Genomic DNA, 19,970 nt, shown 5'->3' with positions numbered 1-19,970 from the left:
AGGGGGCGACTTTAGCGCAGCCTGAGGCGTCAGGCAAACAGTTACTTTTTTGCGTCGCGGCCCTTAACCGGTCTGGCCGCGCTGCAGCTGACGCGGTTCGAAAATCACATACTGGCCGCGTCCGCTGTGTTTGGCGTGGTAGCAGGCGATATCCGCCTGCGAGAGCACCACGCCCTGCTGGCAGTTGCGGGCGTCAATCTGTGTCAGGCCCGCGCTGGCGCCGACCTGATAGCGTTCGGCTCCCCACAGAAAAACGTGCTGTTCCACGGCATTGACAATGTGTTGCACCGTTTCACTCGCCTGGTCCGTCTGGCAGTGAGGCAACAGCAAGCCAAACTCATCGCCGCCAAGGCGCGCCAGAAAGTCGCTGCCCCGCAGCGAGCGTAACATCAGCTCAGCAAGCTCACGTAACAGCGTATCACCGGCGGCGTGTCCGGCGCTATCGTTCACCAGTTTGAACTTGTCGAGGTCGATAAACACCAGCACATGCTGGTGATGCGAGTCGGCGGCGTCCTGCAACAGGCGCAGCAGATGCTGTTCGAAGCTGGCGCGATTGGGTAAACGCGTCAGCGTATCGTGGGAGGCGCTGTAGCTCAGGTTCTTCAGCAGTTTACGCGACTCGCTGACATCCTGAATCACCATCACCGCGCCTATACTCTCGCCATCCTGCGTTCTCAGCGGCGCGATACTGTAATAGATATCAAACTGTTCACCGTTGCGGCTGTGCAGGACCAGATCCTGATCAGGGTCGGGGGTGATTTTCGCCATGGGCAGTTGGCTGAGGCGCGCGCATTCAATCTGCGCGCCCTGCGCCCCTTGCGTAATGCGCAGAATATGGTGCAGAGAACAACCCGCCGCCTCGGCCTGGGTCCAGCCGCTCATCTTTTCCGCCACCGGGTTGAGAAAGGTGACCTGCATTTTATCGTCCGTACTGATCACCGCTTCGCCGATGGAGTCGAGGGTAATCAGCATGCGCTCCTTCTCCTGAAACAGTGCTTCGTTCAGCGCGCGCAGCGGGGTGACGTCCTGACAGATGCCGAGCATACGTTCAATCTCACCGTCAGGGCCGGGAATACCGTTCGCCTGGGTACGGATATAGCGTGTGCCCTGCGGCAAATTGATGCGGAACTCCAGCTGAAAGGCGCTGCGCTGCGCAATGGCCTGTTGCACGGCGCGGTCGGCGTATTCACGCTCCTGGGCATTCAGACGCCGCAGCCAGAGGTCATAGCCGGGGATCTCATCGGCCCTCACCTCATACAGCTCATAGATGCGTTTATCCCAGTTCATCTCGCCGGTCACCAGATTCCACTCCCAGACGCCGATGCCGCCCGCCTCGTTGGCCAGGGTAATGCGCTCCATCAGCCGCTGATTGATTTGCTCGCTCTGTTTCAGCGCCGAGATATCCACAATCTGGGCAATAAAATAGAGCGGTTGCTGTTGCGCATCGCGCACCAGGGAGACGGTCAGCCGGGTCCAGACAATCCCGCCATCTTTACGCAGATAGCGTTTTTCCAGGTTATACGAGGCGGCGGCTCCACTCAGCAGTTTGTCCAGCATCCGGAGATCATTATCCAGATCGTCAGGGTGGGTGAGGGACTGAAAGCTAAGCTTTTTCAGTTCATCGCCGGGATAGCCCAGGGTGTTGCAGAGGGATTCATTAACCTGCAGCCAGCGCCCCTGGGGCGATAACAGTGCCATACCGATAGCGGTATATTCCATCGCATGACGGAAGCGGGTTTCGCTCTCGCTGATATGATTTTTCTCCTGGCGAAAGGCGTCCATGACCAGCGCCATCATATGGCTGGGGATCAGCACCAGCAGGAAAGGGAGCCAGGGCGAAAACTGCACCAGAGCGCTGCTGTTGACCGTGATGGTGAATAAATTCAGCGTCAGCAGCAGAGAGATCAGCGTGGCGTTGGCGAAAAACAGCAGAAAGGCTTCAAACTTCGGCAGACGTACCGCGCACCAGAACAGAATGACAATAATGAAGGTAAAGGGCCAGGGCATAAAGCGCAGCGAGAGGTAGCTGGCCGCAAGTGTGATCAGCAGCGTGACCAGGGTTTCAAACAGCCAGGGGGTGACGCGGCGCAGGCTGAGCGCTGGCCAGAGCAGCAGCACCGGCCCCAGCGTCAGCATGCCGATCATCTCTGAGATAACCCAGCTGTAAAAGAAATGTGGACAATGCTGTTCACCGGGCGCGATGCTCCAGGCGGCGAGGGCGCCGCCCAGCAGCGGGGCGATGATGCCCGCCGCCAGCACAAAACGGCTCCATCTCAGCAGAGAGGAGAGCGGCGCGCGACGATGGAGCAGCGCACGCAGCAGGATGCCGCCGATCACCGCCTGCACCAGATTTATCAGCGCAAAGTGCAGGTTCGCCCACGCCGGGCCAAAGGTCAGGGCATTCGCCAGCGCTGTCGCCAGCAGGCAGCACAGCAACGTCAGTGGTACCCGGCGCGAGGGGCAACGAAACACCACCATGGTCATCAACGTAGTGGAAAACCACAGCGGGGAGATTGAGCCGCTGACCAGCATCGGCTGCAGGCAAAACAGCGTGAGCAGGAAGCAGAGGGCTCCTGTCAGCAGGGCCGTCAGCCAGCGCTGCGGGGTTGCCGCTGGCGGAGAAAAAAGGTCAAAGGACATGCGCGGATCCGACAGTGCGCAGCGATTCGCAGCGGCGAAATATGCGCCAGTGAGTTATTTTCACGCATGCTAGCACATCCGGCAGCGGAAGATGCAGTCAATTCAGCGGGCTACAAGCGGCCGCCGCGCGCGGCCCCGTGACCGGCAGCCGGTTATTGCTGCAGACGGTAGAGGTCAGCGCGCGTATAAGGTTTTTCCAGTCCGGCCAGATCGGCGGAGAAGCGGGCAAGAAACTGCTGGGTAGTGGCGATACGGCCATGACCGATTAACAGCAGCGGCACCAGTAGCGCGGCGCCCACCTGCGGCCAGCTGAAGCCTTTTAACGCTGTGCGGCGCTGAGAAATCAGGAACAGGGTGCTCAGGGTAAAGCCCAGCAGCAGGCCGGACGCTACCTCGCTTTTTGAATGGGCATGGATCACCAGCCGCGAGTAGCCCACCAGCAGCGGAATCAGATAGCCGAATCCAATCGCCGCAGTGCGCCAGAAGGCGGGCCAGCGCCCCGACAGCAGCCAGAGCATGACCGGCCAGAGGGTGGCGGACATGGCGCTGTGGCCGCTGAAACCGGTAAAATTAAAGCGCGCGCTGCCAATGCCAAATCCGAGAAACAGAATTTTTGACAGGCTGACCAGCAGGCCGGCGACGCCAAAGGCCACCAGCCAGTACCAGACCGTACGCTGATTATCGCTTTTCCACGGTAAAATCAGCGCGATAATCACAGCCGTCGGGATCAGCAACATGCTGTCGCCAAAATAGGTTAAGCTCTTCCAGGTCATACTTTTCCTTGTTTTTCGGGCTTACGCCGGGTCAGAGCGTCGCGTTTCAGCACGCTTTTTGCTTCCGTGATAGTTTATCGGGGTTAGTGAAGGGTGCCAAAGGGGAAATTCTGAAAAGCCGCTGGCCGCATTTTTCTGGCATCAAAACGGCGAAATCCCTATAATCGCAGCCAAATCACCCTCTCATTTCGGCCCGTCTTCGCTACGGTGATAAACCATGCAGAGGCAGGCTCCAGTTATCAGGTCGTAAAAAAGTATGAGTGACAAGTCTCATCAATGCGTGATCGTGGGCATCGCAGGCGCATCCGCATCCGGAAAAAGTTTAATTGCCAGCACGCTCTATCGTGAGATCCGCGAGCAGGTTGGTGACGAGCATATCGGGGTGATCCCCGAAGATTGCTATTACAAAGACCAGAGTCATCTCACCATGGAAGAGAGGGTAAAAACCAACTATGACCACCCCAGCGCCATGGATCACGATCTGCTGTTTCAACATCTGCAGGCGCTGAAGGCGGGGCAGGATATCGATCTGCCGGTCTACAGCTACGTGGAACATACCCGCACCCGGGAAACGGTGCACCTGAAGCCGAAAAAAGTGATTATCCTGGAAGGCATTCTGCTGCTGACCGACGCGCGTCTGCGCCAGGAACTGAACTTTTCTATCTTCGTCGATACCCCGCTGGATATCTGCCTGATGCGCCGTATGAAGCGTGACGTCAACGAGCGTGGCCGCTCGATGGATTCGGTGATGAGCCAGTATCAGAAAACTGTGCGCCCCATGTTTCTGCAGTTCATCGAGCCATCCAAGCAGTATGCCGATATCATTGTGCCGCGCGGCGGGAAAAACCGTATCGCGATTGATATCCTCAAAGCGAAAATCAATCAGTTCTTTGAATAACCGGCGTCCGTCAGGACGTGACGCGCTGCAGTTGTCATCTCTTGCTGCAGCCCTGGCTACACTACTGTTATGGAGTAACGGCGATGAGATTATGCGACCGCGATATTGAGGCCTGGCTGGACAGCGGCAAACTGGCGATAACGCCGCGCCCGCCGGTGGAACGCATCAACGGCGCCACGGTCGATGTGCGTCTGGGCAACCAGTTTCGTACATTCAGCGGCCATACCGCCGCCTTTATCGACCTGAGCGGCCCGAAGCAGGAGGTCAGCGCCGCCCTCGATCGGGTCATGAGCGATGAAATAGAGCTGCCGGAAGGCGAAGCCTTTTTCCTCCATCCGGGAGAACTGGCGCTGGCGGTGACGCTGGAATCGGTCACGCTGCCGGACGACCTGGTGGGCTGGCTGGATGGCCGCTCTTCGCTGGCGCGTCTCGGCCTGATGGTGCATGTGACCGCACACCGCATCGATCCCGGCTGGCAGGGGCGCATCGTGCTGGAATTTTACAATTCCGGCAAGCTGCCGCTGGCGTTGCGTCCGGGCATGCTGATCGGGGCGCTGAGCTTTGAACCGCTCTCCGGCCCGGCGGCGCGTCCCTATAACCGACGGGAAGATGCCAAATACCGTGGACAGCAGGGTGCTGTCGCCAGTCGTATTGATAAAGATTGAACGGATACTGAGGACTGAATGAGAAGAGTGATAACCACGCTGGCCATCCTGTTTGTGGTGGTCGTAGCGGGAATGACCACACTGGTACTGCTGGTGAATCCCAACGACTTTCGCGCCTATATGATTAAACAGGTGGAACAACGCAGTGGTTATCGTCTTGACGTCAGCGGCGATTTACGCTGGCACGTCTGGCCCACCCTGAGCATTCTGGCCGGGCGGATGAGCCTCACCGCCCCCGGCGCGCCGGCGCCAGTGGTGACGGCGGAGAATATGCGCCTTGACGTACATCTGCTGCCTCTGCTGTCCCATCAGCTGAGCGTCAGTCAGGTGATGCTAAAAAACGCGGTGATCCGCCTGACGCCCGACAGTGAAGCGCGCAAACCGCAGAATGCCCCGGTCGGACCGCAGGATGCGCAGCCCGCCCCCTCGGACAACGGCTGGACCTTTGATATTGGCGAGTTGCAGGTCGTCGACAGCCTGCTGATCTGGCAGCAGCCCGGCGGTAATGAGATCAATGTCCGCGACCTCAATCTCAGCATGGAGCAGGACAGTCACAAGCAGGCGCGCATTGAGCTCAGCTCGCGCGTCTCGCGTAACCAGCGCACGCTCGATCTGGCGCTGAAAGGCCAGCTGGCGGCAGCGAACTACCCGCATCAGCTGAGCGGCGAGATTGAAAGTCTGGAATATACCCTGGCAGGGGCCGATCTGCCGCCGCAGGGCATTAAGGGCAACCTGAGCCTGAAAGGGGAATGGAACGGCAATAACGGGCGTTTCCGTGTGCCGCAGCTGCAGCTGAGCGCCAATGACAGCGCGCTGCAGGGCAGCGCGGAAGGCAGCCTGAACGCGCCGCAACGCTATGCGCTCAATTTGCACGTCTCTGAACTCAATCTGGATAATCTGCTCGGCGATACGCTGCCTGCGGAAACGGGAGAGCAGCGGGCAACCGTGACCCGAGCCCCGGTGATCGCCACGCCGCGGGAACGCCACAGTGAAGACTCCCCGCTCAACGCTATCGATCTCGCCTTAACCCTGCGTGCCGATCAGACCCGCTGGCGTGGACTGGAAATGACCGATGTACAGCTGGCGGCCAGCAATCAGCAAGGCCTGCTGACGCTGACAACTCTGCAGGGCAAGCTCGGTGCAGGCCACTTTTCTCTGCCGGGGGCGGTGGATCTGCGTCGACCGGTTGCGCACGTGACGCTGCAACCCCAGCTGAATCAGATCGCCCTGCAACCGTTGCTCAGGGCGCTGGCGCTGCCGCAGACGCTGCAGGGCGAGATCAGCCTGGCGGGAGAACTGGCTGGTGATGAGCTGAGCCTCGATGCAGCGAAACGTCAGTGGCAGGGCAGGGCAGAGATACAGCTGCAAAACGCCCGGCTGAGCGCATTAAATCTGCAACAGATGGTACGTCGCGCCGTAGAGCGCGCCAGCAGTCGGGTTACCAGCGACGCGCCTGCAGAGGAGAGCCTGCAACAGCTCTCCGGTCAGGCGGAAATCCACCGCGGTCTGCTGACCTTCAGGCAGTTGCAGGGCAGCAGCAACCATATGGCGCTGCAGGGCGGCGGTCAGGTGAATCTGCCGGAGCGGCAGCTTGATGTGACTCTGGGGATTACGCTGAACGGCTGGCAGGGCGATGATAAGCTGGTGGCCGCGCTGTCACAGCAGGCCATCCCGTTGCGCATGTATGGCAGCTGGGATGATGTACAGTACACCCTGCCAGTGGATCAGGTGTTGCGGCAGAAGCTGCAGGATGAAGCGAAATCGCGTCTCAATGAGTGGATTGAACGCCAGCCGCAGAGTGATGGCACGGATGCGCTGAAAAAAAGCCAGCGTCCCTGATCGCGTCGCGTGCCATGCCGCCGGTGGGCTGCCCCGCTGGCATACTCAGGCGTGATCGTGCTCCAGGCGGATAATTTCCACTTTCTGTACGCGATGGTTCTCCACCTGCAGGGTGCGCAGCAGATAATCACCGAGACGCAGCTCTTCACCCGCCTGCGGCACATGTTGCAGGCGATCCATCAGCAGACCGGCCAGCGTATGGTAATCGCGCTGCACATCCAGCGGTAAGTCGACCCAGCCCGCAACATCTTCCAGCGCCATCTGACCACTGGCAATCCAGCGGTTGGGGCTGACCTGCTGAATATCATGACGGGCATCGATCTCTTCCCCTTCGACAGGCAAATCGCCGGCGATAGTTTCCATCACATCGCTCAGGGTCACCACCCCTTCCACGGAACCGAATTCATCCACCACAAAGGCAAAGTGGGTACGCGCCTGGCGAAACTGCTCCAGCGCCTGTAATAGCGTCAGGCGTTCCGGAAATACCAGCGGCTGGCGGATCAGCGTCCGCAGGTCGAGGGAGTTGTTATGCAGCGACTGGTGGAGCAGGTCGATAACGTGCACCACGCCCAGCGGCTCCGCACCCTGTTCAGTAATCAACAGCCGCGTATGCTGGTTGCGATCGAGCTGCGCCATAATGACGTCGGGCGGATCGCTCAGGTCAATATGTTCCACATCGTGGCGCGAGGTCATGATGGTACTGATATGGCGCTGACCTAACCCCAGTACGCGAGCAATCATCCGCCGCTCCTGGCGGTTGAAAATGGCCCCTTGCTGGTTATCAGCCACCAGTGAGGCGGTGCGCGCATCGAGTTCCGCTTCTTCCGCCTCACCGCGCAACAGGCGCAACACTGCCTCAGCGGTACGCTGACGCAGCGGGCGGTCGGCAGAGAGAAAGCGTCGGCGATTAAATTGCGCCAGCTGATTAAAGGCTTCAATGAGTACCGAGAAACCGATGGCCGCATAGAGGTAGCCTTTGGGAATGGCGAAACCAAGCCCTTCAGCAATCAGGCTAAAGCCGATCATCAGTAAAAAACTCAGGCAGAGGATCACTATCGTCGGGTGGCTGTTAACGAAGCGCGTCAGCGGCTTGCTCGCCAGCAGCATCAGCAGAATCGCAATGGTCACCGCCGTCATCATCACCGGCAACTCGTTCACCATCCCTACCGCGGTAATGACCGCATCCAGCGAAAAAATCGCGTCCAGAACCACGATTTGCGCGACCACCGCCCAGAATTTAGCGCCGCCTTTTTGTTGGTTCTGCTCTTCATCCGATCCTTCAAGGCGACTGTTCAATTCGGTAGTCGCTTTAAATAACAGGAACAAGCCCCCCAGAAACAGAATCAGATCGCGCGCGCTGAAGGGGTGATTCCACAGCGTGACCAGCGGTTGCGTGAGGGTGACCAGCCAGGAGAGCGATGCAAGCAGCACCAGGCGTGAAGCCAGCGCCAGCAGCAGGCCAATGATGCGAGCCCGATCCCGATCTTTATCCGGCAGTTTTTCCACCAGAATCGCAATAAAGACCAGATTATCAATACCCAGCACCAGTTCCAGCAGAATAAGCGTGATCAACCCGGCCCAGATCGAGGGATCCAGCATCCATTCAATCATCTGTGAATCACCTTAATGTCAGAAAAACGCATAGCGTCAGGATAGTGGAGCGTATCTGGCGGCACAAATAAAGGCCTGAAAGAATTAACGGCGTAGCGGGCAGGGCAGGGGATTTATCTGAATATAGCGCAGCGGGGAAATATCTCGCGGGAGTTAAAGGCTAAATCATTTATTCTAACTGCGCATTAGTCTCTGGGGAGAGCAGGCGTACATTAGTGCCAGCAAATTTATCTGATAATTTATATGGAAGAAATCTGAATTTTAACCAGAAAAAAAGCGGCCAGTTCACAAGCTCAATACTTATCACTGGTAGTCTTTTTCCTAAAGTAGTGCAGGGATAGCGGGGCCTACTTGTAAACAAGCCAGTAATAACTAGTATAGCAACGTGTCAGTAAAAGTCTGCGCTGGCGTAGTTATTAGCGCGCTGATTCAGTATTTAATGTTGTGAATTGTGAACCTGTTCAGGTTTGCGCCCCGATTCATGCGCCTTTTACCGGGAGAGCAGACGGGAAAACAGGATGATGACAGCGGTATTGGCAGCGACAGCCAAGGGCGGTAGCGTGCCTGAAATGATTTCTCCGCTGATTAATAGAGCAACTTCTCCCTCGCATAAGTCAGAGTAATCTGTTGGTATTTATCACAGTTTTCTTGCTTAAGTTTAAAGAGGACTGGCATAAGCGCCGGACGTTATCTCATCACGTGAGATTTACACCAGAGTTCCATTATCGCTCGTTTATTGCACAGACAATAGGGTGTAACTGGTTTAAGGAAAATAAAATAAAGAGCTGAATATGCGCGATCCCAATTTTTCATTTAAAAGTCTCATTACCAAATTGCTGTTGGCTTGCTCAGATTTAATCCTTTTTAATGCTGCGTTATTTATTGCGTTAATAATTATTAATATGTTGCCGGAATCGCCGCTGGCAGGTATTTCTGAAAAAGATTTTAATTTAAAGGTTGTTACACACATCTGTCTTTCCGTAATTTGTGTCGGCTGGTTTTGGGTCAGGTTACGTCATTTCACCTATCGCAAACCCTTCTGGTTTGAACTGAAAGAGATTTGTCGCACCATTCTGATTTTCTCCATTATCGATTTATCAATCGCGGCTTTATCACAATGGCAAATGTCGCGTTTCGTCTGGTTATTAACCTGGGTGCTGGCGCTGATTTTGATTCCTGTGGGTCGTGCGTTATCAAAGCGCGTGCTGAACCATTACGGTTTATGGAAAAAACAGACGATTATTATCGGCAGCAATAAAAATGCCCGTGAAGCCTGGCAGGCGCTGCAGAGCGATGAGGTGATGGGATTTGACGTTGTCGCCTTCTTTGATGTCGATGGCAGCTGCCCGCAGGAGACCCTGTTTGACGTGCCGGTGCTGCGCGATGAAGAAGCGCTGTGGCGCATGATCAGTAGCGAGACGCAGTTTATCGTCGCCGTTGAGTTCGAACAGAGCCAGCATCAGGATAACTGGCTGAAGCGTCTGGCAATGCATAATTGCCGTTCGGTATCGGTCATCCCGACGTTGCGTGGCGTACCGCTTTACGGCACCGATATGGCGTATATCTTCAGTCATGAAGTGATGATCCTGCGTGTAAATAATAATCTGGCAAAACGTACCTCACGTATTCTGAAACGCACTTTCGATCTGGTTGGCGCGCTGGCGATTATTATTCTGCTGCTGCCTGCACTGCTGGTGCTTGGCTTTATGGTGGGTCGTGATGGTGGTCCGCCGATTTATGGTCATGAGCGTGTCGGGATGAACGGACGTAAATTTAAATGTCTTAAGTTCCGCTCCATGGTGATTAATTCCCAGGAGGTGCTGGAAGAGGTATTACGTACCGATCCCGCCGCGCGTGCCGAATGGGATAAAGATTTCAAACTGAAGAACGATCCCCGTATTACCAAAGTCGGTCACTTTATCCGTAAAACCAGTCTGGATGAGCTGCCACAATTATGGAATGTTGTGCGTGGTGAAATGAGCCTGGTGGGACCGCGTCCGGTTATTGAAGATGAACTCTGTCGTTATGCCGGTGATGTCGATTATTACCTGATGGCAAAGCCAGGCATGACGGGATTGTGGCAGGTCAGCGGGCGTAATGATGTTGATTATGAAACCCGCGTCTATTTTGATTCCTGGTATGTAAAAAACTGGTCGCTATGGAATGATATCGCCATTTTGTTTAAGACGGTGGGTGTCGTACTTAAACGCGATGGCGCTTATTGACAGCCAGTCAACCGGGAGAGGAACAGGCTTCTCCCGGAGAGTAATTGCCGGTGTTGGGCGTGTCTTTAAACTGATAACTGCCATTATCGGGGACGCAAAAAACATTATTTTCTGACCAATAATGTATTTTTATTCATGTTGTGCGGCCTTTACGGCGTCGACATAAAACGATAGGGAGCGAATGATAATGCACCACAGTTTCAGTGCCTGAACAGACCTTCTATTTTTGTAAGACGCTTACACAGCGGCGTTCTCGCCTCTATCAATCAATAACTGATAGCGATGATTCCAAGATGATTACAATGAAAATTAAATTGATACCTTTGTTGGTATCCGCCACTTTTCTCTCGGGATGTACTATCGAACCAGGTAGTCATCTTTCCACAAGCGGAAAAGATGTTATTGAACAGCAAGACAGTAATTTCGACATTGATAAATATGTCAATGTTTTCCCTCTGACGCCGCGTCTGGTTGAATCGATGCGGCCTAAACCGGTTGTGGCGCAGACGAACCCGCTACTGCAGCAGGAAATCCAGAATTATGAATACCGGGTCGGCGTGGGCGATGTGATTAACGTCACCGTCTGGGACCATCCGGAGCTGACCACGCCTGCAGGTCAGTATCGTAGCGCCAGCGACACCGGTAACTGGGTGCACGCTGACGGCAACATTTTTTATCCTTACATCGGCAAAGTGCGTGTCGTTGGCCGTACCGTGACGGAAATCCGTAGTGAAATCGCCCGCCGCCTGGCGCAGTACATTGAAAGCCCGCAGGTGGACGTCAGCATCGCGTCGTTCCGCTCGCAGAAAGCTTATGTGACCGGCGCGGTGACCACGTCGGGTCAGCAGCCGATCACCAACGTACCGCTTACTATTCTGGATGCGATCAACGCCGCGGGCGGTCTTGCCGCCGATGCGGACTGGCGCAACGTGATCCTGACGCATAACGGTCAGGAACGTCGCATCTCGCTGCAGGCGCTGATGCAAAATGGCGATCTCAGCCAGAACAGCCTGCTCTATCCCGGCGATATTCTCTATGTGCCGCGTAATGACGACCTGAAGATCTTTGTGATGGGTGAAGTCAGACAGCAAACCACCCTGAAAATGGATCGCAGCGGCATGACGCTGGCGGAAGCGCTGGGCAATGCACAGGGGATTGAGCAGACTACTTCCGATGCGACCGGCGTCTTTGTTATCCGTCCAATCCGTGGGGCTAACCGCACCAAAATGGCCAACATCTATCAGTTGAACACCAAAGATGCGGCGGCCATGGTGATGGGTACGGAATTCCAACTGGAACCCTATGACATCGTCTATGTCACCTCGACACCGCTTACCCGCTGGAACCGTGTAATTTCTCAGTTGCTGCCGACCATTGCCGGTATCGACGATGTGACTTCGAGCATCAACCGTATCAGAACGTATTAATGAGCAAGGCCTGAAATGATCAATTCTGTGTTAGTCGTCTGCGTTGGCAATATTTGTCGCTCCCCCACCGGGGAGCGCCTCTTCAAACGCGCGCTACCTGAAAAGCAATTTGCCTCGGCAGGGCTGAGCGCACTCAGCGGCTATCCTGCCGATCCAATGGCCAGTGAGGTGGCTGCACAGCATGGCCTCTCGCTGGAGGGTCATCAGGCACAGCAGTTAACGGCGCGGATGTGCCGTGAATACGATCTGATACTGGTAATGGAGAAAAAGCATGTTGAGCAGGTGAACCGCATTGATCCTGCTGCACGTGGCAAAACCATGTTGCTCGGGCACTGGCTCAACCAACAGGAAATAGCGGATCCGTACAGAAAAAGCCGCGAGGCTTTTGAGGGTGTGTACGAATTACTGGACAACGCTACCCAGAAATGGGTCAACGTATTAAGCCGATAGTTGGGATTATCCATGAATATAAAAAACAAGGTTATGACCGCGCCAAAAGAGGATTCTAATGGATGGGATCTGGCGCATCTTGTGGGACAACTTATTGATCACCGCTGGATTATTGTTGCTGTTACCGCCTTTTTTATGCTGGTCGGTACACTCTACACACTGTTTGCTACGCCCATTTACAGTTCTGATGCGCTGGTACAGGTAGAGCAGAAAAACAGCAGCGCGGTGCTGAATAACCTGCAGGAAGTGGTGCCCTCGACCCCCGCTTCTGCCACCGAAGTCGAAATCCTCCAGTCGCGCATGGTAATTGGAAAAACCGTTAGCGATCTGGGCCTCGACACTGTGGTTGAGCAGAACTACTTTCCGCTCATCGGTAAGGGACTGGCGCGCCTGATGGGCAACAAGCCGGCGGAAATTGCGATTTCACGTCTCGACATCCCGCGTAGCTGGGATAAGCGTGAAATCGAACTGGAGGTGAACGGCCCCCAGACCTATACCGTGAAAAAAGAGGGTGAAGAGCTGTTCCAGGGCCGCGTCGGCCAGCTGGAGCAGCACGGTGATGTCTCACTGCTGGTCAGCGGTATTAATGCCGATGAGGGGATCAGCTTTACCGTCACCAAGCTGAACGAACTGCAGGCGATCAGAATGGTGCTCTCTAACCTGACCGTTGCGGATAAAGGTAAAGACACCGGCGTGCTTGGCCTGAACTATCAGGGTGAAGATCCGGCTCAGATCAGCAAAGTGCTTAACCAGATTGTAAATAACTATCTGCTGCAAAACGTGGAGCGCAAATCAGAGCAGGCACAGAAGAGCCTCGACTTCCTGCGTTCACAGCTGCCCGCAGTACGCGCCAGGCTGGATGAAGCAGAAGATAAGCTGAACACTTTTCGTCGTCAGAACGAGTCGGTGGATATGTCGCTGGAAGCCAAATCCGCGCTCGACTCCGCCGTCAGCGTACAGAGCCAGCTGAATGAGCTGACCTTCCGTGAAGCTGAAGTACAGCAGTTGTTCACCAAAGATCACCCGACCTACCGCGCGCTGCTGGAAAAACGCAAAACGCTGGAAGGGGAGCAGGCGCAGCTGAACAAGAAAATCTCTCAGATGCCGCAGACGCAGCAGGAGATCCTGCGTTTAACCCGTGATGTGCAGTCGGGTCAGGAAATCTATATGCAGCTGCTGAACCGTCAGCAGGAGCTGGGGATCAGTAAAGCGAGCACCGTAGGCGATGTTCGTATCATCGACCGGGCAGAAACCGCGAACGCGCCTGTTGCACCGAAAAGAACGCTGGTGGTGCTGGCGAGCCTGGTGTTTGGTCTGCTGGTCTCTGTGGGGCTGGTACTGCTGAAAGCGCTGCTGCACCGCGGTATTGAAAACCCGGAGCAGCTGGAAGAGCTGGGCATGAATGTCTATGCCAGCGTGCCACTCTCTGACTGGCAGCGTAAGAAAGATACCGAAGCGCTGACCCGTCGCGGCAATAAAGTGAAAAGCGACCCGCATGATACGCTGCTGGCGCTGGGCAACCCCACCGACCTCTCCATCGAAGCGATTCGTAGCCTGCGTACCAGCCTGCACTTCGCCATGATGGAAGCGAAAAACAACATCCTGATGATTACTGGCGCCAGCCCGGGTATCGGTAAAACCTTTATCTGTTCTAACCTGGCGACACTGGTAGCGAAAGCGGGGCAGAAGGTGTTGTTTATCGATGGCGATATGCGTCGTGGTTATACCCATGAACTGCTGGGCGCTGATAACAAAATCGGTCTCTCCAATATTCTGTCGGGTAAAACGGAATTCAAACCCACCATCGTTCAGCACGGCGTCTGGGGATTTGACTTCCTGCCGCGTGGCCAGGTGCCGCCGAACCCTTCCGAGCTGCTGATGCATCGTCGTATGGGTGAATTGCTGGAGTGGGCGAGCAAAAACTACGACCTGGTACTGATCGATACGCCGCCGATTCTGGCCGTTACCGACGCGTCCATTATCGGTAAGCTGGCGGGAACCTCGCTGCTGGTGGCGCGCTTTGAAACCAACACCACGAAAGAAGTGGATGTCAGCTTCAAGCGTTTTGCCCAGAACGGCATTGAGATTAAAGGCGTCATTCTGAACGCCGTGGTACGTAAAGCGGCAAATGCCTATGGTTATGGCTACGACTATTACGACTACAGCTACACCAAAGATGCGAAGAGCTGATAGCTCAGGTTAAAAAAAGAGGCGGTTTTATCCGCCTCTTTTTATGGAACGCTTTTCACTACTACACGCAACGCTTTGTCTATGCAGTTCTGTTTAGATCATTGCCATGCCATAGCGGAAAAATCCTGTTATCTGACCAGCCCCTGTTCTGAAGCAGCTTGCCCTGTCACGCGCTGACGGACAGAGGCGGGCAAAGAACAGAAAAGTAAAAAAGAGATCACCAGTCGGCCCCGCTTTTGCGGCCAGGACTGATGCGCTGGCAAATGCATGCATGACAAATTGTAGGATTAAGGAATCAGTTCATGACTCCATACTGGTACATATCAGGATTTATCCTGTTAATTTCTCTTGTTGAAGTCCTCGTTAAAAAAGATGACAGAACAACGAATCTCCTGACCTTTATCTTTATGATTGCCGTGCTGACGCTGATTGTGTTTGGCGGCATCAGGGGATTAGGCACGGGTATGGATGATTATCAGTACCGTAGCTTCTATCAGGAGTTTTTAGCACGCATACAGGTTAATGGTTTCTGGGGGGCGGTAAGCTTCTTCCGCTATGAGCCGGTTATTTTCCTCATGGCCACCATTACCAGCGTTATCTCGCACAACTCCGATGTCTTTATTTTCGTCTTTGCCATTATTTCTGTTTCCATCAACGCCGTCTTCTTTAAAAAGATGTCGCCGTATCCGGTGCTGGCGCTGGCGCTCTATTCCGCACATATCTATATCAATAAAGATATGAACCAGATCCGTTTTGGCCTGAGTTCTGCGCTGTTTCTGGGCGTGCTCTATTTTGTCTGGCTGAAACGTTACTGGCTGGCGTTTGGCTTTCTGGTGGTATCGTTCTGGAGCCATAACACCGCCGTGATCGCGGTCTCCCTGCTGCCCTTTTTGTACATTCGTGAATCGCGCTATATTCCGGCGTTGATCATTCTGTTCAGTATCCCGCTCTCCAAATTTGGCGGTAATAACTTTGTGTTATTAATCTCCTCTCATCTGGGAACCCTGGGGGAGAGGGCCGCGGGTTACAGTAGTGACAGCTCCTACAGTACGGACGGCTCTATTTTTTCCGTCTCCAACCTGAAAAACGTGATGCTGGTGTTTATGTTCTGTTATTTCATGCTCAGCGATGAAATCAAACAGAAATCCTACGATCTCTACCGGCTGAATTATCTGCTGATACTGACCTTTGCCATCGGCGGCGCCGTCAGGATCTTCTTTTATAACTACCCCTCAGGCGCAAGGCTGTCGAACTACATGCTGCAGGTGGAACCGGTCATCCTCACCATGCTCATCGGCCAGTCTAAACCGATTTTGAAACCGGCGATGTTTGCCATGTTCGCCTTTTTTGTCGCTTATTATCTCTACTACAACACCATTTCGCTGAAACAGGCCGTGGTGGGTTATGAAGTGGCAACGTCATTCAGGCTGTTTCCCTGACTGAGGTCGGGCGAAGTGAAAAACGCGTTTACGGCCATGATGATAGGGGTTATGCCGCTGAGCGCCCTTGCGGCGCACAATCAGACAATTTTCACCATTGCGGCTTATGGCGATTCGACCACCGCCGGCGTCATCTCCTCTGGCGGTAAAAATATTATCGCCAGAGACAATGAAATGACCCACCTGCTGACCCTGCTGCAGGCACAATATGGTCCCGGGGTGCAGTTAAAAAATTACGGCGTCCCGGGCGCGCAGGCCGCCGAGCTGCTGTATGGCAAAAAGAAGCAACAGGGCAGTGCAGGCAGCTGGGCGCAGCGAATGGCGGCCTCAAATGCCGATATTATTCTGATTAACTACGCCATCAACGACGCGCTGCACTACTATTTCAAAGATAAACATGTGCATCAGGAAAGCCCGCAAGAGTATAAAAGGATCATCACGGAGCTGGTGAAAGTGGCGAAGCAGCATAATAAGCGAGTGGTGCTGCAGGAACCCAATCCCCTTTGTGGCAGGGCAGAGAGATGGAATGTTTACCCCTACGTTTATCAACTGAATCAGGTGGCTAAGGAGCAAAACGTCCCGGTTGTTAAGCAATATGCCAGAATCAAAGCGATGAAAGGATGGCAGAAGCAAATGTCACCAGATTGTATTCATCCTTCTGAAACGCTCTATAAAGACAAAGCGCAAGAAACCTTTAACGTTATTACTAAAAATTTTGCTGGCGCTTTTTTATACACACAAATTAATTCCCTTTTCTGAATCTTTTTATTCGTGGGGGGGTACATGTATATTGCTATTATGGTTGTTGCTTTTACGCTCGCCATTCTTATTTTACGTGCCTTATCCTTCCACCAGGGCATTTATCATGAAAATGACAAAAGCATAAAAAGTATCACGGGGTTGCGCTGTCTGCTGGCTGCCCTCGTCGCCTTTTCACACTTCGCACAATACATCTATTCGTTCGACCATCCCTGGATCTATAACAAGGATGACTTTGCCTGGTTTTCCGAGGGGGGATTTTTTTGTTAACTCAGGAAAGTTTGGCGTACTGCTGTTTTTTATGATTTCCGCCTTTCTGTTTTACCGCTGGCTTGATAACAGTACGCTGTCGCCGGCTCAGTTAACCAAAAAACTGATCGTCTCGCGCGTCAGACGTATTGTGCCTGTGTTCTGGTTCCCGGGTTTTATTGTTCTTAGCATTGGTCTTGCCGCCGGTAGCCTGTCGCCCACGCTGGCCGCAGGCAAAGATTTTATTGGGTGGATGCTGTTTATGGGCAGTTATCATGTGGGCGACCTGAACACCTCCTTTATCAATGCCGGGGTGGAATGGACGCTGCGCATCGAATGGCTGCTTTACCTTTTTATTCCGTTAATCTATCTGGTTAACCGGGCCACGAAAGGAAAATATCTTACCGCCATTATTCTGGCCTCCATCTGCCTGATCTTTATCCTGGCGGTGGCGATTCGTATTTATGGCAGCGCCTGTGCCGATCCGCGTCCGGTTTTAGGGTTCGCCATGGGCTATCTGGCTTATAAATATCGCGCCTGGTTTGTGCGTTACAAAAGCTCAAAACCGGCGGCCGGGCTTTCGCTTCTGCTGGCATGTTTTGCGCTGTGCTTTACCAGCAATACTTATTTCTACGTCATCTTCCTGGGCTGTCTGGCGCTGATGTTTTTTGTCGTCAGCAGCGGCAATGCGCTGTTCGGTTTGCTGAACAACAAAACGGTGGTTGCCATTGGTGAGGTTAGTTACAGCCTTTACCTGATGCACGGCATCGTACTTTACTTCATTAAACAGATCCCGGCCCCGGTGATTCAGCATTCATTTTTCTTTTATACGCTGCTGGCGCCCCTGTTTTTTGTGGGCTCCTTTTACGTAGCCAAATTTACTTATCTGATGATTGAAAAACCCTTTATCGGGAAAAGTACCAGGAAAGATGTCGCGATTAACGCAACACCCACCATTCAGGACATCGGGATGATTCTCCATGTCCGCATAACCTTTATCAAATCTGGAACAGCTGTTTTTAGAGGTGCTGGCAATGAAGGATATCCGTTTCTCCATCGTGATCCCGGCGTATAACGCATCGGAATCGATCGTCACCACGCTGGATTGCGTGAAAGCCCAGACTTACCGCAATTTTGAGGTGATCATCGTTGATGATAAATCTGCAGATGCTGCGGAACTGGAGAAGGTCGTTAACAGCGAGCGCTATCAGGAGCTGGATATTACCCTGGTGCTCTCTGAGGTAAAGCTGAATGGCGCAGGCGCGCGCAATAAAGGCATTGAACTGGCAACAGGAGATTACATCAGTTTCCTGGATGCGGATGATGAATGGCGAGCTGATAAACTGCAGCTGGCCAGTGAAAAAATCCACCAGCTGGAAGCGGCTGGCAAACAGCGCTTTGTACTCTATAGCCAGGTCAATATTTATGAGGATGGCAGTTTTCTCAAGGTGATGCCGATGCAGCCGCCGGGGAAAAATGAGACGGTCGCCGAATATCTGTTTGGTTGTTACGGCTTTATTCAAACCAGTACAATTGTGCTGAAGCGTGAAGATGCGCTGGCCATCCAGTTCGACACGCGCTATGTACGTCATCAGGATTACGATTTCTGCATTCGTGCTGACCGCATGGGCTATGAGTTTGTGATGATTGCCCAGCCGCTGGCGAACTACCATTTAATCACCAAATTTGGCTCCAGACATAAAGGTGAATCGGTAAAATATTCGATGTTCTGGCTGGATACCATGAAGCCGCATTTAACGGCGCGCGATATTTATACCTACAAAGCCTTTAAGCTGCCGCTCAGGTATAAAATGGATGGAAAAAACCTGCTCGCCGGCGTGAGTTTTGCCCGCTATTTTCTTCTGACCAATAAAGATAACCAGGCTTACTTTATTAACCGCTTGAAAGATAAAGTGAGAGCGCGCTTCAGCGCTAAAAAAGCCTGGTCCTGAAACTTTCCAGACGCTACACGATTCTTTTTTGCTCCTTTTCAGTGGGCATGTTCTCTGTTTAATTCTCCCGTTCAGGTATAAAGATGAATAATCATGTTGGAACCGTTGGAATTATTATTCCTGTGTATAACGCGCGCCAGACGATTTTGCGTGCCTTACAATCGGTCATTGATCAAAGCTACCCCGACTGGCACATCTACCTGATCAATGACAAATCCACTGACGACTCTTTTGCGCTGGTGCGTGAACATTTTAACGATGCGCGCATTACACTGCTGGAAAATGAAGTGAACCTTGGTGCGGCAGAAACCCGCAATGTCGGATTACGCGCCGCGAAGGAAGAGATTATTGCGTTCCTGGACAGTGACGATCAGTGGCATCCGGACAAACTGGCTGAACAGGTCGCGGCGATTGCCGCCGGTGATAATTTTGTCATTACCCATTATCACTACAAAACCAAAAACGCCGATCACGACATTACTTATCACCGGCCCTGGCTGCAGCAGGAAAACTTTGTGAAAAAGCAGTACCGCGTCTGTTTTTCCTCGGTCTGTTTTCGCCGTCCGCCGCAGGGGCTCTTTTTCCAGCGCAAAGGCCATGAAGATTTTCTGTTTCTTTATGAACTGTTCACTCTCTACAAACAGGCCCGCGTCATTCAAAAAACCCTGGTCAATTACTATGAACTGGGCGATTCGCTGTCACGCAACAAAAACAAAGCAGCGAAATGGCATCTTGAATTATTAAGAATTATCTATAAAAACAATCCTTTAAAAATATATTACTATTACGGCTGGTATATGGTGAATGGCGTGCTGTTTACCCTGAAACATCGATAAACGCGTTTTTCCCCGTA

At 53.4% G+C, this 19,970-nt stretch carries 16 protein-coding genes; 13 read left to right on the top strand and 3 right to left on the bottom strand.

Translation table 11 applies throughout. From position 1 onward, the window contains the following. Positions 1 to 63: 63 nt before the first annotated feature. Together E0E17_RS00365 and E0E17_RS00360 are read right to left on the bottom strand one after the other, a co-directional pair. Positions 64 to 2,640: a diguanylate cyclase gene (locus E0E17_RS00365; protein ID WP_130830760.1), complete on the bottom strand. Its 2,577-nt coding sequence runs from the start codon at positions 2,638 to 2,640 to the stop codon at positions 64 to 66. Positions 2,641 to 2,792: 152 nt separating this feature from the next. Continuing rightward, positions 2,793 to 3,413: a phosphatase PAP2 family protein gene (locus E0E17_RS00360; RefSeq protein WP_130830759.1), complete on the bottom strand. Its 621-nt coding sequence runs from the start codon at positions 3,411 to 3,413 to the stop codon at positions 2,793 to 2,795. Between the two features lie 256 nt (positions 3,414 to 3,669). Between E0E17_RS00360 and udk the strand changes: the two genes are divergently transcribed. From udk to asmA, 3 genes are all read left to right on the top strand, one after another. Continuing rightward, a complete protein-coding gene (gene udk, locus E0E17_RS00355; protein WP_130830758.1) occupies positions 3,670 to 4,311 on the top strand; it encodes a uridine kinase in 642 nt (213 codons plus the stop codon). Positions 4,312 to 4,394: 83 nt separating this feature from the next. Continuing rightward, on the top strand, positions 4,395 to 4,976 hold the full coding sequence (gene dcd / locus E0E17_RS00350; RefSeq protein ID WP_130830757.1) for a dCTP deaminase: 582 nt from the start codon (positions 4,395 to 4,397) through the stop codon (positions 4,974 to 4,976). Positions 4,977 to 4,994: 18 nt separating this feature from the next. Further along, positions 4,995 to 6,815: an outer membrane assembly protein AsmA gene (gene asmA / locus E0E17_RS00345; protein ID WP_130830756.1), complete on the top strand. Its 1,821-nt coding sequence runs from the start codon at positions 4,995 to 4,997 to the stop codon at positions 6,813 to 6,815. A gap of 45 nt (positions 6,816 to 6,860) precedes the next feature. On the opposite strand, the gene E0E17_RS00340 is transcribed toward asmA, so the two are convergent. Beyond that, positions 6,861 to 8,426: a TerC family protein gene (locus E0E17_RS00340; protein ID WP_130830755.1), complete on the bottom strand. Its 1,566-nt coding sequence runs from the start codon at positions 8,424 to 8,426 to the stop codon at positions 6,861 to 6,863. A gap of 791 nt (positions 8,427 to 9,217) precedes the next feature. On the opposite strand from E0E17_RS00340, the gene wbaP reads away from it, so the two are divergent. The 10 genes from wbaP to E0E17_RS00295 all read left to right on the top strand — a co-directional run bounded on the left by wbaP (position 9,218) and on the right by E0E17_RS00295 (position 19,953). Further along, positions 9,218 to 10,651 carry an undecaprenyl-phosphate galactose phosphotransferase WbaP gene (gene wbaP, locus E0E17_RS00335; protein WP_130830754.1) on the top strand — a complete coding sequence of 478 codons (1,434 nt, stop codon included), beginning with the start codon at positions 9,218 to 9,220 and terminating at the stop codon, positions 10,649 to 10,651. Positions 10,652 to 10,944: 293 nt separating this feature from the next. Beyond that, on the top strand, positions 10,945 to 12,078 hold the full coding sequence (locus tag E0E17_RS00330; RefSeq protein WP_130830753.1) for a polysaccharide export protein: 1,134 nt from the start codon (positions 10,945 to 10,947) through the stop codon (positions 12,076 to 12,078). 15 nt (positions 12,079 to 12,093) lie between these two features. Then, entirely contained in the window at positions 12,094 to 12,528 is a 435-nt protein-coding gene (locus E0E17_RS00325; protein ID WP_130830752.1) for an arsenate reductase/protein-tyrosine-phosphatase family protein, read from the top strand. 12 nt (positions 12,529 to 12,540) lie between these two features. Beyond that, positions 12,541 to 14,718, top strand: coding sequence for a tyrosine-protein kinase Wzc (gene wzc, locus E0E17_RS00320; RefSeq protein ID WP_130830751.1), 2,178 nt, complete (start codon positions 12,541 to 12,543; stop codon positions 14,716 to 14,718). 302 nt (positions 14,719 to 15,020) lie between these two features. Further along, positions 15,021 to 16,157 (top strand): EpsG family protein, encoded by a 1,137-nt coding sequence (locus E0E17_RS00315; protein ID WP_130830750.1) that lies wholly within the window; start codon positions 15,021 to 15,023, stop codon positions 16,155 to 16,157. Between the two features lie 15 nt (positions 16,158 to 16,172). Further along, positions 16,173 to 16,916: an SGNH/GDSL hydrolase family protein gene (locus E0E17_RS00310; protein WP_237680745.1), complete on the top strand. Its 744-nt coding sequence runs from the start codon at positions 16,173 to 16,175 to the stop codon at positions 16,914 to 16,916. A 24-nt stretch (positions 16,917 to 16,940) separates the two neighbouring features. Beyond that, positions 16,941 to 17,186: a hypothetical protein gene (locus E0E17_RS20365; protein ID WP_237680744.1), complete on the top strand. Its 246-nt coding sequence runs from the start codon at positions 16,941 to 16,943 to the stop codon at positions 17,184 to 17,186. A 31-nt stretch (positions 17,187 to 17,217) separates the two neighbouring features. After that, positions 17,218 to 18,240: an acyltransferase family protein gene (locus tag E0E17_RS00305; protein WP_337587003.1), complete on the top strand. Its 1,023-nt coding sequence runs from the start codon at positions 17,218 to 17,220 to the stop codon at positions 18,238 to 18,240. Further along, on the top strand, positions 18,200 to 19,117 hold the full coding sequence (locus E0E17_RS00300) for a glycosyltransferase family 2 protein (protein WP_130830749.1): 918 nt from the start codon (positions 18,200 to 18,202) through the stop codon (positions 19,115 to 19,117). Before E0E17_RS00305 ends, E0E17_RS00300 begins: the two co-directional genes overlap by 41 nt. Positions 19,118 to 19,200: 83 nt before the next feature. Continuing rightward, the gene (locus E0E17_RS00295) at positions 19,201 to 19,953 is read left to right on the top strand and encodes a glycosyltransferase family 2 protein (protein ID WP_130830748.1); all 753 of its coding nucleotides are present in this window, start codon (positions 19,201 to 19,203) and stop codon (positions 19,951 to 19,953) included. Positions 19,954 to 19,970 lie beyond the last annotated feature (17 nt).

The sequence above is a fragment of the [Erwinia] mediterraneensis genome, from assembly GCF_900604315.1.
Taxonomy (GTDB): Bacteria; Pseudomonadota; Gammaproteobacteria; order Enterobacterales; family Enterobacteriaceae; genus Pantoea; species Pantoea mediterraneensis_A.
This window is presented reverse-complemented; position numbering and strand designations above follow the sequence as displayed.